This window comes from Sphingopyxis sp. GC21, assembly GCF_025727575.1.
GTDB classification, from domain to species: domain Bacteria; phylum Pseudomonadota; class Alphaproteobacteria; order Sphingomonadales; family Sphingomonadaceae; genus Sphingopyxis; species Sphingopyxis terrae_A.
On record NZ_CP095845.1, the window covers coordinates 2,802,820 to 2,816,384 of the forward strand.

The following is a 13,565-nucleotide window of genomic DNA, read 5'->3' on the forward strand; positions in this document are numbered from 1 at the left end:
GGGGAGGACATGACGACAACGGCGAAAGCGGAGGGCGAGGCAAAGGCGAATCCGGCGAGCGAGACGCCCCGGATCGATGGTCGGCGCGAACGCAGCCGGTCGAGCCACAAACGCATCGTCAAGGCGATGATGGAGCTGATCGCTGGCGGCGACCTGATGCCCAGCGCGGCGCGCGTCGCCGACGAAGCCGGGATCGGCATTCGCACCGTTTTCCGCCATTTCGACGATATGGATTCGCTCTATAGCGAGATTTCGGCGACGATCGCCGAACGGGTGATGCCGATCGTCACCGCCCCCTATCTCGACAACGACTGGCGTGCGAACATGCGCGATCTCGCCCGCCGCCGCGTCCGCGTGTTCGAAACGATGCTGCCGTTCCGGCTCGCGGCCAATATCAAGCGCTATCAGTCGCCCTTTCTGATGGCCGAATATGGCCGCGTCATCACGGTCGAGCGCGAACTGGTAATGCGCCTGCTGCCCGCGCCTGTCCTTGCGAACAAGGTGGCGGCGGAGGCGCTATGTGCCACCCTCTCCTTCCAGAACTGGCGCGCGTTGCGGCACGACCAGGGCCTGCCGGCCGAAGAAGCGGGGACCGTCACCGCGCATATGGTCGAAGCGCTGCTTGCCGCGCTTCCGCAAGGCGGCGATCGGTGAAGCGCAGCGCAGCGCTGATCGCTTTCGCCGCGCTGGGCGCCCTGGCCGCATGCGGCGCCAAAAAGACCGAACAGCATGCCGAAGCGCAGACCCCGACCTGCCCGCCGATGCCGGCGCGCGACTATGTCTGGATACCCGGCGCGACCTTCACCATGGGCGCCGACGCGACGCTGCCCGAAGAGGCACCGGCGCGCGAGGTTTCGGTCAAGGGTTTCTGGATGGCAACGCATGAGGTGACGAACGCCGAATTCGCCGAATTCGTGAAGGCGACCGGCTACAAGACGCTTGCCGAGAAAGACCCGCCGAAACTGCCCGGTGCGCCGCCCGACATGCTGATCCCCGGATCGGCGGTGTTTACAGCGCCGACTGACGGCAATCCCAACTGGTGGCGCTGGGTCGTCGGGGCCGAATGGCGGCATCCCGAAGGACCGAAGACCGGCATCGCCGGCCGCGATCGCGACCCGGTGGTCCAGGTCGGCTACGAGGACGCGCTCGCCTACGCGCACTGGAAGGGCAAGGCGCTGCCCGACGAGGCGCAATGGGAACTTGCCGCTGCAACCGGCGGCGCGCGGCGCGATGTTCCCGTCGATGCAAACGGCAAGCCGACCGCCAACTATTATCAGGGCGTGTTCCCGGTCCGCGACCTCGGCACCGACGGCTTCAAGAGCCGCGCGCCCGTCGCCTGCTTCCCCGCCGACAAGCACGGCGTCCACGACCTGATCGGCAATGTCTGGGAATGGACGGCAAGCGCGATCGACCCCGACCGCAATGTCATCAAGGGCGGCAGCTTTCTGTGCGCGGCGAATTATTGCGCGCGCTATCGCCCCGCCGCGCGCCAGTTTCAAGAACGCTCGCTAGGTACCGATCATGTTGGCATTCGCCTGATCGACACCGCGCGCCCGCCGCCGCCGGACGAAAAGCCACAAGAGGGCTGACAGCGCGACGATCGCCCCGCCGAGCACCAGTCCGGCCTGGATCGCCCGCTTGCGGCCCTGTTGCCGCCACGCATAAAGGTTGATCTGTTCGTCGGCGGTGTAACCCGCCGGCATTTCGAGCACCTGGTTGGTCTTGGCGAACGCCGCATAATCGGCCTTCATCGCCGCAAAGCGATCGGGCATCGCGGCGGCCAGATCGCGCGTCTCGCCGGGGTCGCTGGCGATGTCGAACAGTCGCCATTGACCGTCGCCCGTCGGCGGCAGATTGCGCACCAACTTGTAATCCCCCCGGAACAGCGCGGCATTGCCCGACAGTTCATAACCAATCGGCGCGTCGCCATGAACGCTGCCCGCGCCGCCTGCCAGCATCGGCACCAGACTGCGCCCCGCGATCGGCTCGACCGTCCGCCCGCTCCAGCTGCCGCCGTGACCCGGCACGCCGGCGAGGTCGGTCAGCGTCGGGACGATGTCGGTGACATGCGCGAGCCCCTTCGAGATCGCGCCCGCGCGCACCTGCGGATGGCCGGGCCAGGCGATTATCAGCGGTACGCGCAGCCCGCCCTCGGTCGCGCTGAACTTGTACCCCGATAGCGGCGCCGCAGCCGCGCTGGCCCAGCCCGGACCGATGGCGCTGAAGCTGTGGCGGCGGCCGATGTTGCCGATCGACGTGTTATATTGCATCCCCAGGAACAGCCGGTTGCGCAGCCGGTTATAGGGGTTGGTCGGTTCGGGGCCGTTGTCCGACAGAAAGACGAAGATCGTATTGTCGTAATCGCCCGTCGCCTTCAGATGCGCGACAAGGCGCCCGATCTCGCGGTCGGCGGCGGTCGCCATCCCGGCATAGGCCTGCATGACGCGGACCGCCGCCTTGCGTTCGTCGCTGTCCAGCTTTTGCCAGTCGGGGGTGGTCGCCATCGTCACCATCGGCGCGCCCGCGGGCATGATGCCGAGCGCCGCGGCGCGCTTGGCCCGTGCGGCGCGCAGCGCGGTCCAGCCTTCGCGATACATCGCCTGATAGCGCGCGATATCGCTGTCGGGCGCCTGCACCGGAATATGGTTTGCTAGGAAATTGACCGACGCGAAAAACGGCTTTCCGCTCGCGCGGTCGGAGTCGATATAATCGATCATCTTCTGGACGACGAAGCGCGACGAATAATAATCCTTGGGCAGCACCCCCGGCTTGCCATTGTCGGTCCAGTTCGCCTTGTCGTAGAGGCCCTTTATCGGCTCCTGATCGAAATTGTCGGCGCCCGCATCGGCCAGGCTGAAGGCGCGATCATAGCCGCGCGCTTCGGGAAGCCGCGTCGGATCGCTGCCCAGATGCCATTTGCCGGTCAGATAGGTGCGATAGCCCGCCGCCTTCAGCATTTCCGCGATCGTGACGACGCTGTGGTTCATCACCGTCTCGTACCCCGGCTTGCCGCGGTGCGCGTCGGGGATCGTCTCGGGCATATTGCCCAACCCGGCGCGGTGGTTCATCACCCCCGTCTGCAGCATCGCGCGCGTCGGTGAGCAGGAACCCGACACATGGAAATTGGAAAAGCGCATCCCGGCATGCGCCAGCGCGTCGATGTTCGGGGTCGCGAATTCGGCCCCGAAAGCGCCGACATCCGAAAAACCCCAGTCATCGGCCAGCAGGATGACGATATTGGGATGGCGCGGCGCTGCGGGCGCGGTCGGCACCGCGGTCTGCGCGGCCAGCGGCGCCGCGACCAGCGCAGCGGCGATCCCGGCGGCGAACGCGCGCCTCATGCCGACACCAGCGCGGGCAGGCAGCCAGTCCGCTCGAGCAGCGGATCGACCGCGGCGCGCGCCGCGTCGTTCAGCGCCGCGTAGCGCATGCGCAGGTCGGCAAGGCATTTCGCCTGATATTTGAACACCCCCTGGTCATAGCCATGCCCCATCGCCTCGAACCGTATCATCGCCTCCCCCTTTTCCAGTGCCGCCGCATTCGCCCGCAAGAAGGGCAGATAGACCGCGCCCGCCACCGCCAGCAGCGCATCGACCACGGGCGGCAGCCGCGCATCGGCCGCGTCCCATTCGCCGTCGATCCCCGACATGTCATCGATGTGCGAAAGCCAGCGATAGGCAAAGGGATAGTCGGTGCGCATCATCGCCTGCGCGGTCGGATCGACGCCGAACTGCGACAATTGGCCAAAGAGGCCGAATTCGGCGAGCGATGGCCGCGTGCCGAACAGGCAGTGCCGGTCCTGGACATGCGTCTCCAGCGCCGCGAGCACCGCGCGGGTCGACGCTTCGATCAGCGGGAAATTCGCCGGCGTGCAGCCGACGATCGCCAGGCGCCCCACCTGCCGCTCGCGAAAGCTCGCCGCAAAGCGCTCGCGCTGCTCCGCACCGCCGCCCTTGAACGCGTCGAAGGCCAGCCAGCGACTCATCTGAAGCTGGTCGACCTCGGCCTGCCAGCGATAGCCGAACATCGCCTTGGTCAGCCATTCGTCAGCGAAATCCTCGATCAGATGCGCCAGAAAGGCGCGCGCGGGATCGGGCGGCACCACCGAACGGCTGCCCGGATGGCGATCCTCGAGCAGATAGAGGAGCGGGGTCGAATCATTGTGCCAGCTATCGTCGGGAAAGCGCACCACCGGGATCACCGGCGCGCGGACATGCGCCAGCGCCCCGCCCTGCGTCGCGGCGCCATGCACCCAGATATGGGGCAAACGGCGATAGCGCATCGCCGCGCGAATCTTCATCGAATAGGGCGAACCCAGCGCACCATGGACTTCATAAGGCCGTACGTTCACCCGTCCCTCCCCATGTTTTGACATATGCTATGCCAATATATCGGCGAGCGCAATGGGCGGCGTCCCGGACAGCCACACGGACAAATCAGGGGAGCGTGTGGGACGCGGCCCTGCATGGCGCCGGAAAGGGTGACGAGGGCCGCATATTCAGCGCGCACTCGAATTTCCTGCGTCAAAGGCATGAACTACCCTCAGTTGAGCGGTCCCTCGCATTCGCATAGCGGCGCTTTGCAGAAGAGAGCGTGAGGTACGCTGCCGCTCCCTCGGCTCAATCAGATTTGCCCGGCGGGTCAAGAACCCGGTCTATGCGCGCGAGCGCGCGTTCGAGGCGCGGAATGACGAAATCCATGAATGCGCGCAGCTTCAGCGGTTGCAGCGTCTGGGCGGCATGGACGAGATGGACGGGGATCGGCGGCGGGCTGAAGGTTTGGAGCACCGGCACCAAGGCGCCGTCACCGACGGCTTGCGACGCCTGATAGGACATGATTCGGGCAATCCCCAGTCCGTTGATGGCCCCGTCAATGACCGCGTCGGCGGTGTTGACCGAAAAACGCGGCCGGATCGTCACCGACAATGGATGCGTCCCGGCAAGGAATGGCCATTGGCGATAGGTCTGGAAACCTTCGAAAGCGATGCAGTCGTGGCGGACCAAATCCCCCGGCGCGCTCGGCGCCGGGTTATAGGAAAGATAGTGGGGGCTGGCGCAGATCAACCATCGCACCGTGCCCACCCGCCGCGCAATCAGGCTGCTGTCGGGCAGCTTTCCTATCCGCACCGCCACATCGACGTGATTTTCGACCAGGTCGACCAGCGTATCGGCCAGCACGAGTCGCACAGTGACCTCGGGATAGGCGGACAGGAAGTCATGGACGATCGGCGCGACGTGCAATTTGCCGAACATGATCGGTGCCGTGACCAGCAACTCCCCGCGCGGGGCCCGATATTCGCCCGAGGCAACGCGCTCCGCCTCGCCCAGATCTTCCAGAACGCGCCGCGCCGCCACGAGGAAAGCGGCGCCCTCCTCGGTCGGTATCAGTTTGCGGCTCGTGCGAACGACCAGGCGGGTGCCGAGCCGCGCCTCCAAATCCGATACCCGCCGGCTCACGGTCGCGAGCGGGATGCCGAGCGCACGCGAGGCCGCCGACAGGCTGCCCCCGTCGATGGCAGCGACAAGCGTCCGCATAGCCTCGAAACGATCCATTTTCCTTCCATATTACGGAAGGATGGTTTGCGCAATTGACCCATACTCTCGAAAATCAGGAGGACCTACTTCGCGGCCAGGCCAAATCCGGCCCAGACGAAAGGTCCACCTAATGTCCCTGATTCCCACCCCCGCCACTGTCGAAGCCGCCCCGGTCGCATCGCAGGCGATGCTCCAGGCCGTGCAGGCCCAACTCGGCAGTGTACCCAACCTGTTCCGGTTGGTGTCGACCAGCCCTGAGACGCTCGAAGGCTATGTCGGCCTGATGGGCGCGCTCGGCAAGGGAAGCCTGCCCGCCGCAACGCGCGAGCGTATCGCGCTGGCCATCGCAGAGATCAACGGCTGCAGCTATTGCCTGTCGGCGCACAGCTATCTCGGTCGCAATCTCGCCAAGCTCGACGATGCCGAAATGACCGCAAACCGGAGCGGGGCTTCGAATGATCCGGTTGCCGATGCCGCCGTTCGCTTCGCTGCAGCGCTCGCGCACAACCGCGGCCATGTCACCGAGGCCGAAGTCTTGGCGCTTCGCGAGGCCGGTTACACCAACGCGCAGGCGCTGGAAATCGTCCTGCACGTCGCGCTCAACAGCTTCACCAACTACGTCAACGAAGCCTTCGGCACCGAAATCGACTTCCCCGTGGTGCGCGCCCGAACCTCGGCCTGATCTTCAGGTAACGGGCTCCGCAACCCGGTATCCGGTCCGTGCCCTCCCTACATTCCATCAACAGGAATTCTCATGACCCAATCTTCCAAACTGATCCACGCGGCCGCGGTCGCGCTTTCTGCCGCAGCCCCGCTGGCCGCCGAGGCGGCACCAGCTGCTCCGGCCGCGACAGCCGCGTCCGCGCATCCCACCAGCTATCATTTTGCGACGGTCAACGGCCGCAAAATATTCTACCGCGAAGCCGGCGACCCGGCCGCGCCCACGATCCTGCTGCTTCACGGCTTTCCCAGCAGCAGCCAGATGTATCGCGACCTGATCCCGCAGCTGGCCGACAAATTTCACATCATCGCCCCCGACTATGTGGGCTTCGGCCAGTCCGACGCCCCATCCGCCGCAGAGTTCGATTATAATTTCGACAATCTCACCTCGCATGTCGCCGGTCTGATCGATCAGCTCGGGCTCCAATCCTATGTTCTCTATATGCAGGATTATGGCGGGCCGGTCGGCTTTCGCCTCTTCGCGCAGCGGCCAACGCATGTGAAAGGGTTCGTGATCCAGAACGCCAATGCCTATCTCGACGGCGTCGGCGACCCGGTGAAGCAGGCGCTGCTCCCCATCGGCCAACAGCGTGACGCTGCATCGGAAGCCGCGGCGCGCACGCTTCTCACGCTCGACACCACCAAGTTCCAGTATAGCTATGGCGCGAAAAACCCGGCGGCGATCAATCCCGACAATTGGGTGATCGACCAGGCGCTGCTCGACCGGCCGGGCAATGATGCCATCCAGCTCGACCTGTTCGAGGATTATCGGTCCAATGTCGCGTCCTATGACAAATGGCACGCGCTGTTCCGCCAATATCAGCCGAAGACGCTTATCCTGTGGGGCAAAAGCAATCCGATCTTCATCGCACCGGGGGCAGAGGCCTACAAGCGCGACTTGCCCGGCGCGCGCCTCGTCTGGCTCGACGCTGGCCATTTCGTGATCGACGAAAATGCGGCAACCATCGGCCGCGAAATCAAGGCGAGCTTCGCCGGCCGCTGAGCGGCAAGGCAGGCAAAGGGTTGATGTCGGGTGGGCGGCGCGCAGCCGTCCGCCCGGCATCTTCGGGCGCGATCAGGCGATCTCGCGCCACGTTCCGGGCGCCAAATCCCCAATCTCCCACCCCCCGATCCGCCACCGCACCAGCCGCAGCGTCGGATAGGCGACCGCGGCGGTCATGCGGCGGACCTGGCGGTTGCGCCCCTCTGTGATCGTCAGTTCGATCCAGCTATCGGGCACGCTTTTGCGATATCGCACCGGCGGATCGCGGTCCCATAGCTGGGGCGGGTCGATGCGGCGGACGGTCGCGGGGCGCGTCGGGCCGTCGTTCAGCGTGACGCCGCGGGCGAGCGCCGCCAGCGCGGCGTCGTCGGGCTCGCCCTCGACCTGCGCCAGATAGGTTTTGGGCATCTTGTGCTGCGGCGACGAAATCCGCGCCTGCAGCGCGCCGTCGTCGGTCAGGATCAACAAGCCCTCGCTGTCGCGGTCGAGCCGGCCGGCGGGGTAGACGCCGGGTACGTCGATATAGTCTGACAGCGTCGCGCGCGGGCCGTCGGCAGGCGCGGTCGTGCCCTTGTCGGTAAATTGCGACAACACGCCATACGGCTTGTTGAACAGGATCAGGCGGTTCACCGCGTCTTTCCTCGCATGGCCTCCCGCCTCCCTCTTCCTTCGTCACGCCGGACTTGATCCGGGGTCCATGACTTCAGCGCTGCGATGGATCCCGGGTCAAGCCCGGGATGACGAAGGCGAGGAAAAGACTGGGACAAGCCGTCAAAAAGAAAGAGGGCGACCATCGCTGGCCGCCCCCTTGATCTTACGCCGCTTCCTTCTTGCGGCTCGCCTTCTTCCGCTCATGCGGATCGAGGATCGCCTTGCGGATGCGGATGTTCGCGGGGGTCACTTCGACCATTTCGTCGTCGTCGATATAGGCGATCGCCTGTTCCAGCGTCATGCGGCGCGGCGGAGTCAGGCGGATCGCATCGTCCTTGCCCGTCGAACGGAAGTTCGTGAGCTGCTTCGACTTCATCGGGTTGACCTCAAGGTCGTCGGGCTTCGCATTCTCCCCGATTATCATCCCTTCATAGAGCGCCTCGCCGGGCGAGACGAACAGGATGCCGCGTTCTTCCAAGGGGCCGAGCGCATAGGCGACGGCTTCCCCCGCGCCATTCGAGATGAGGACGCCGTTCTTGCGGCCCTCGATCGCGCCTTTGTAGGGGCCATATTTTTCGAAGAGGCGGTTCATGATCCCGGTTCCGCGCGTGTCGGACAGGAATTCGCCGTGATAGCCGATCAGGCCGCGCGACGGGCCGCTGAAGCTGATGCGAGTCTTGCCGCCGCCTGACGGGCGCATGTCGGTCAGCTCGGCCTTGCGGATCTGCATCTTCTCGACAACCGTGCCGCTATGCTCGTCGTCGACGTCGATGACGACGGTTTCATAGGGCTCGGTGCGCTGGCCGTTCTCGTCGGTCTGGTACAGCACCTTGGGGCGGCTGATGCCGAGTTCGAAGCCTTCCCGGCGCATTGTTTCGATGAGCACGCCGAGCTGAAGCTCGCCGCGGCCCGCGACTTCGAAGCTGTCCTTGTCGGCGCTTTCGGTGATGCGGATCGCGACATTGGTTTCGGCTTCGCGGTACAGGCGGTCGCGGATCATGCGGCTCGTCACCTTGCTGCCTTCGCGGCCAGCCATCGGACTGTCGTTGACGGCGAAGCGCATCGACAGCGTCGGCGGGTCGATCGGCTGCGCGGCGATCGGCTCGCTGACGCTCGTGTCGGCGATCGTGTTCGCGACCGTCGCGTTGGTCAGGCCCGCGATCGCGACGATGTCGCCTGCGCGCGCTTCCTCGACCGGAACGCGGTCGAGCCCGCGGAACGCCAGCAGCTTCGACGCGCGGCCGGTTTCGATGACCTTGCCGTCCATGTCGAGCGCGTGGATCGGCTGGTTGACCTTGACCGTGCCCGACTGGACGCGGCCGGTCAGGATGCGGCCGATGAAATTGTCGCGGTCGAGCAGCGTCGCGAGGAAGGTGAAGGGCGCCTCTTCGTCGAGGCCGGGCGTCGGAACATGCGACACGATCGTCTTGAACAGCGGCTCGAGCGTGCCTTCGCGCGCGTCAGGGCTTTCCGAGGCATAGCCGCCGCGACCCGAGGCATAAAGGATCGGGAAATCAAGCTGTTCGTCATTGGCGTCGAGCGTCAGGAACAGTTCGAATACTTCGTCGAGCACTTCGGCTGCGCGCGCGTCGCTGCGGTCGATCTTGTTGACGACGACGATCGGCTTGAGGCCGAGCGCCAGCGCCTTGCCGGTGACGAACTTGGTCTGCGGCATCGGGCCTTCGGCGGCATCGACGAGCAGGATGACGCCATCGACCATGCTCAGGATCCGCTCGACCTCGCCGCCGAAGTCGGCGTGGCCCGGCGTGTCGACGATGTTGATGCGCGTCGCATCGGCGCCTTCGCCCCACTCGACCGAAGTACATTTGGCGAGAATCGTGATCCCGCGTTCCTTTTCCAGGTCGTTCGAATCCATCGCTCGTTCTTCGACACGCTGGTTGTCCCGAAATGTGCCCGACTGGCGGAAAAGCTGATCGACGAGGGTCGTCTTGCCATGGTCGACGTGTGCGATAATCGCAATATTGCGCAAAGACATGCGGTAGGAGCCTTGATGGAAGGGGGCAGCGCCTGGAGCGCCGCTAAACGCCGCGCCCCTAACAGAAGCGGTGCTGCGGCGCAACAAGAGAGGCGCGGGCGTCCGATTTGACACTGTGTTGCTCGAGCGATACACCATGGGCGTTCAGCTCAAGGAAATATCGATGCGCCTCTCCCTCGCTCGCGGTATCGTCGCCGCCCCCCTTTCCGCTGCCCTAGCTGCCACCCTCGCCGCCGTCACGCCTTCGAGCGCGGCCGAGCCCGATGCGGGCCTCGCGCTCACCTATCAGCCGGTCGTCGCAGCCGACGGCCGTTTCCGCGCGATCGAAGTGACGCTGCGCTTTCGCGGCGCCGCGAGCGGCGTCACCATCGTCGATCTGCCGGACGAATGGGGGGGCTTTGACAAGCTTTATAATTATCTGGGCGACATCCGCGCCGAGGGCGCGACGCTGGCCCCATCGTCCGACCCCGCCAAGATCGCGTTGCGGCACGCTCCCGGCGCCCCGATCGTCCTGCGCTACCTTGTGCGCGGTGCCAACCGGGCCGAGCAATTGCAGGACGGCGAAGTCGTCAATGACTATCGCCCGCTCATCCAGCCGACATGGTTCCACCTGATCGGCGACGCGGTGGTGGCGCGGCCAGAACATCTGGATGGCGATACCCCGGCAAGCTTTTCGGTCCGCGGGATGCCGGCGGGGACGCGCTTTGCGTCCGACCTCGAACATCCCGGGCTGACCGTCGATGGCCTGATCGAAAGCATCGCCGTCGGCGGCGATTTCCGCCTGATCGATGCAGGACATGGCGCACGGCTCGCAGTGCGCGGTAGCTTTGCAACACGCGACGATGCCGGCTGGACGCAAAGCTTCCGCCGCGTCGCCGCAGCCATGTCAGAATATTGGGGCAACGACGCCGGGCGCTACCTCGTCACCATCATTCCCTTCGCGCCGCCGGGACCCGGCGCAACCTCGATCGGCGGCACCGGACGCGGCGATGCGTTCGCCTTTTTTGCGACGACCAACGCGCTGCCCGAGATGCTCGACCGGCTGATGACGCATGAAATGGCGCATAGCTGGGTCAATGCCCGGATCGGCGGCTTTTCCGACACAGTGCCCGAAGCCGAGCAATTCTGGCTGTCGGAGGGCTTCACCGATTTCACCTCGTGGCGGGCGCTGGTCCGCGCCGGAGTGTGGACGCCCGAACAATATTTTGCGCAGTTCAACGACGCGCTGCGCGAATATGATGCCTCGCCGCTTCGCGCCGCGCCCAACAAGGAGGCGGCGCGGCTGTTCTGGACCGACGAGAAGGCGCAGCGGCTCGCCTATTTGCGCGGGATGCTTTTCGCGCACTGGGCTGACGACCGGCTGCGGCGCGCGCCAGGCGGATCGTCGATGCGCAACCTGCTGCTGGCGATGCAGGCAGCTGCTCCGGCAGCCCGCAGCGATGCTGTTACCCTGTTCAGTGCCGAGGCGCAGCGCCGCGACGCGGCGATCGGCGAAGGCATCGCCCGATTCATCGATCGCGGCGAACCGATTGCGCTGCCCGCCGACATGCTCGCCGCGTGCGGCACGTTGCGCCAATTCGAACGACTGGTGTTCGATCGCGGCTTCGATGTCGACGCGACGCTCGCGAACGACCGCATTATCGCTGGCGTCGCCCAGGACGGCCCGGCATGGCAGGCCGGGATGCGCGACGGCATGACGCTGATCGGCCGCAGCGGCGGGGAGATCGGCAACAGCCAGAGCGAAATCGCCTATGATGTCGACGATGGCGGCACGAAGCGCACGCTGCGCTATATGCCGCAGGGGCGAGCCCGCGAAACGGTGCGCGAATTCGCGCTCGACGATCTTTCGCCTCCCGCCGCGCGGCAGGCCTGCATCGGTGCGCTCAGCCGCTGACCCGCGCGACCAGACGCTCGATCGCCGCTCCCGCGATGCGCGCCGCGCGCACGAGATTGGCACGGAAGTCGCCCGCGCTGTCGCCGTTGGCGTCGTCGGTCACCGCCTTGATTGCGGCCCAGGGCTTGCCGAGCCGCATCGCCGCCTGCGCCACTGCGCCGACCTCCATATCGACCAGCGCGGCGCCCAGATCGCGCACCAGTCCGGCCGCGGCGTCGGGGCAGGCGACGAAGCTGTCGCCGCTTGCGATGCGCGCATGTGGCAGGTTCAGGCCGGGGTCGGGCATCGCGGCGAAATGCGCCTCGCCCGCTTCGCCGATCGGCCATTCGCCGGCCCGATAGCGGCGGAACAAACCGGGCTGGGCCGCGCCATAATCGTGCTGCACCGCCTCGGCGATCCAATAGGCGCCAGGTCCGGGGCCGAGCGAGCCGCAGGTGCCGCTCATCACCAGCAGATCGGCCGCGCCGCCGAGCATCCCGGCGCATAGCGCCGCGTTGACCTTTCCGAGACCGCAGGTGGCAATCGTTACGCCATGCTCATGCACTGACAGCGAACGAAGCGCAAAAGCGGCCGCTTCGGCGGCGCCTTGGCCGGGAAAAACGGCATCGGCCTCTTCGGGCAGCGCGGCGAGGATTAGGATGCGGGCCATCCGCGCGCCATAATCCTCTTTCGCGCCATGTCGAGTGTTGTCGCCGCCGCGACCGACGCGCGGACTTGCCAAGGCGCCGCCTTCCGGCCATCGCTCCGCCCCATGCTCGCGCGCCTGTTCCCCGACCGCTTTGTTCCCGTCCTCCTCGCCACCATCGTCGTCGCGAGCCTGCTGCCGGTGCGCGGAAGCGCGGTGCCGGTCGCGCAAGGGATTTCGACCGCGGCAATCGTGCTGCTCTTCTTCCTCAACGGCGTCCGCCTGCCGCGTCAAGAGGTACTGCACGGCATCCGCAATTGGAAATTGCAGGGCGGCACCTTCGCCTTCTGTTTCGGCGCGATGGCACTATTCGGGCTCGGCGCGCAGGCGTTGACGGCGCCGCTCCTGCCGCCGACACTGGCACTCGGCTTCCTCTTTCTCGGCATATTGCCTTCGACCGTCCAGTCGGCGACCGCCGCCAGTTCGATGGCGGGCGGCAATGTTGCCGCAAGTATTGTCGCGGCGGCGCTGCTCAATCTGGCCGGCGTGTTTCTGTCACCGCTCCTCTTTGCCGCACTCGCGGGCAAGGCGGGGGCGATCCACGGTGCCGCGGCGCTGCGCATCGTCGCAATCCTGCTGCTTCCCTTTCTGGCCGGACAAACGGCGCAGCGCTGGCTTCGCCCGCTGGTGCTACGGCACCGCGGCCTCGCGACGCTGATGGATCGCACCGCGATTGCGACAGCGGTTTATGTCGCCTTTTCCGCGGCCGTGGTTGGCGGCATCTGGACGCAGCTTGACGGGCGCGAGATCGCGATCGTGCTCGGCGTCGATGCGCTGCTGCTCGGTAGCGCCTTCGGCGGTGCCTGGCTGCTCGGCTGGCTGCTCGCGCTCCGCCGATCCGACCGGATCACCCTGCTGTTCTCGGGCGCGCAAAAGAGCCTCGCCGTCGGCGCGCCGCTCGCCGCGACGCTCTTTCCCTCGCCGATCGCCGGCATGGTGCTGCTGCCGATCCTCGTCTATCATATGGCGCAACTGATCCTCTCGGCATGGATCGCGCCGGCGCTGGCGCGCCACCAAGAGGTGTAGTGCTTGAATAACACAGGTCCGCATGTCATATAGGCAGGCGGCCCACTATCGACCTG

General features: G+C 66.0%; 12 protein-coding genes. 6 read left to right on the plus strand and 6 right to left on the minus strand.

The features are described 5' to 3' along the window. Positions 1–9: 9 nt before the first annotated feature. A complete protein-coding gene (locus MU856_RS13560; RefSeq protein ID WP_062901828.1) occupies positions 10–654 on the plus strand; it encodes a TetR/AcrR family transcriptional regulator in 645 nt (214 codons plus the stop codon). Next, entirely contained in the window at positions 651–1,589 is a 939-nt protein-coding gene (locus MU856_RS13565) for a formylglycine-generating enzyme family protein (RefSeq protein WP_062901827.1), read from the plus strand. The genes MU856_RS13560 and MU856_RS13565 overlap by 4 nt, the downstream gene beginning before the upstream one ends. On the opposite strand, the gene MU856_RS13570 is transcribed toward MU856_RS13565, so the two are convergent. The 3 genes from MU856_RS13570 to MU856_RS13580 all read right to left on the minus strand — a co-directional run bounded on the left by MU856_RS13570 (position 1,509) and on the right by MU856_RS13580 (position 5,552). Further along, complete coding sequence (locus MU856_RS13570; RefSeq protein ID WP_062901826.1) at positions 1,509–3,341, minus strand: arylsulfatase; 1,833 nt, start codon at positions 3,339–3,341, stop codon at positions 1,509–1,511. The genes MU856_RS13565 and MU856_RS13570 overlap by 81 nt on opposite strands. Then, the gene (locus MU856_RS13575; protein ID WP_263587756.1) at positions 3,338–4,351 is read right to left on the minus strand and encodes a glutathione S-transferase N-terminal domain-containing protein; all 1,014 of its coding nucleotides are present in this window, start codon (positions 4,349–4,351) and stop codon (positions 3,338–3,340) included. The genes MU856_RS13570 and MU856_RS13575 overlap by 4 nt, the downstream gene beginning before the upstream one ends. Before the next feature lie 268 nt (positions 4,352–4,619). After that, positions 4,620–5,552 carry a LysR family transcriptional regulator gene (locus MU856_RS13580; protein ID WP_062901824.1) on the minus strand — a complete coding sequence of 311 codons (933 nt, stop codon included), beginning with the start codon at positions 5,550–5,552 and terminating at the stop codon, positions 4,620–4,622. Positions 5,553–5,664: 112 nt separating this feature from the next. On the opposite strand from MU856_RS13580, the gene MU856_RS13585 reads away from it, so the two are divergent. Next, positions 5,665–6,216 carry a carboxymuconolactone decarboxylase family protein gene (locus MU856_RS13585; RefSeq protein ID WP_062901823.1) on the plus strand — a complete coding sequence of 184 codons (552 nt, stop codon included), beginning with the start codon at positions 5,665–5,667 and terminating at the stop codon, positions 6,214–6,216. A 72-nt stretch (positions 6,217–6,288) separates the two neighbouring features. After that, positions 6,289–7,257 (plus strand): alpha/beta fold hydrolase, encoded by a 969-nt coding sequence (locus MU856_RS13590; protein WP_263587757.1) that lies wholly within the window; start codon positions 6,289–6,291, stop codon positions 7,255–7,257. 72 nt (positions 7,258–7,329) lie between these two features. On the opposite strand, the gene MU856_RS13595 is transcribed toward MU856_RS13590, so the two are convergent. Both MU856_RS13595 and typA read right to left on the minus strand, forming a co-directional pair. Next, on the minus strand, positions 7,330–7,887 hold the full coding sequence (locus MU856_RS13595; protein ID WP_062901821.1) for a pseudouridine synthase: 558 nt from the start codon (positions 7,885–7,887) through the stop codon (positions 7,330–7,332). A 184-nt stretch (positions 7,888–8,071) separates the two neighbouring features. Beyond that, the gene (typA, locus tag MU856_RS13600; protein ID WP_003050854.1) at positions 8,072–9,904 is read right to left on the minus strand and encodes a translational GTPase TypA; all 1,833 of its coding nucleotides are present in this window, start codon (positions 9,902–9,904) and stop codon (positions 8,072–8,074) included. Positions 9,905–10,067: 163 nt separating this feature from the next. Between typA and MU856_RS13605 the strand changes: the two genes are divergently transcribed. After that, complete coding sequence (locus tag MU856_RS13605; protein WP_263587758.1) at positions 10,068–11,798, plus strand: hypothetical protein; 1,731 nt, start codon at positions 10,068–10,070, stop codon at positions 11,796–11,798. Here the strand turns inward: MU856_RS13605 and MU856_RS13610 are convergent. Continuing rightward, positions 11,788–12,447, minus strand: coding sequence for a 5'-methylthioadenosine/S-adenosylhomocysteine nucleosidase (locus tag MU856_RS13610; RefSeq protein WP_062901819.1), 660 nt, complete (start codon positions 12,445–12,447; stop codon positions 11,788–11,790). The two genes, MU856_RS13605 and MU856_RS13610, sit on opposite strands and share 11 nt — an antisense overlap. 27 nt (positions 12,448–12,474) lie before the next feature. On the opposite strand from MU856_RS13610, the gene MU856_RS13615 reads away from it, so the two are divergent. Next, positions 12,475–13,509: a bile acid:sodium symporter family protein gene (locus tag MU856_RS13615; RefSeq protein ID WP_263587759.1), complete on the plus strand. Its 1,035-nt coding sequence runs from the start codon at positions 12,475–12,477 to the stop codon at positions 13,507–13,509. Positions 13,510–13,565 lie beyond the last annotated feature (56 nt).

Coding starts and splice junctions, on each gene's coding strand:
- MU856_RS13560 (WP_062901828.1), top strand. CDS start 10: ATGACGACAACGGCGAAAGCGGAGGGCGAGGCAAAGGCGAATCCGGCG.
- MU856_RS13570 (WP_062901826.1), bottom strand. CDS start 3,341: ATGAGGCGCGCGTTCGCCGCCGGGATCGCCGCTGCGCTGGTCGCGGCG.
- MU856_RS13580 (WP_062901824.1), bottom strand. CDS start 5,552: ATGGATCGTTTCGAGGCTATGCGGACGCTTGTCGCTGCCATCGACGGG.
- MU856_RS13585 (WP_062901823.1), top strand. CDS start 5,665: ATGTCCCTGATTCCCACCCCCGCCACTGTCGAAGCCGCCCCGGTCGCA.
- MU856_RS13590 (WP_263587757.1), top strand. CDS start 6,289: ATGACCCAATCTTCCAAACTGATCCACGCGGCCGCGGTCGCGCTTTCT.
- typA (WP_003050854.1), bottom strand. CDS start 9,904: ATGTCTTTGCGCAATATTGCGATTATCGCACACGTCGACCATGGCAAG.
- MU856_RS13605 (WP_263587758.1), top strand. CDS start 10,068: ATGCGCCTCTCCCTCGCTCGCGGTATCGTCGCCGCCCCCCTTTCCGCT.
- MU856_RS13610 (WP_062901819.1), bottom strand. CDS start 12,447: ATGGCCCGCATCCTAATCCTCGCCGCGCTGCCCGAAGAGGCCGATGCC.
- MU856_RS13615 (WP_263587759.1), top strand. CDS start 12,475: ATGTCGAGTGTTGTCGCCGCCGCGACCGACGCGCGGACTTGCCAAGGC.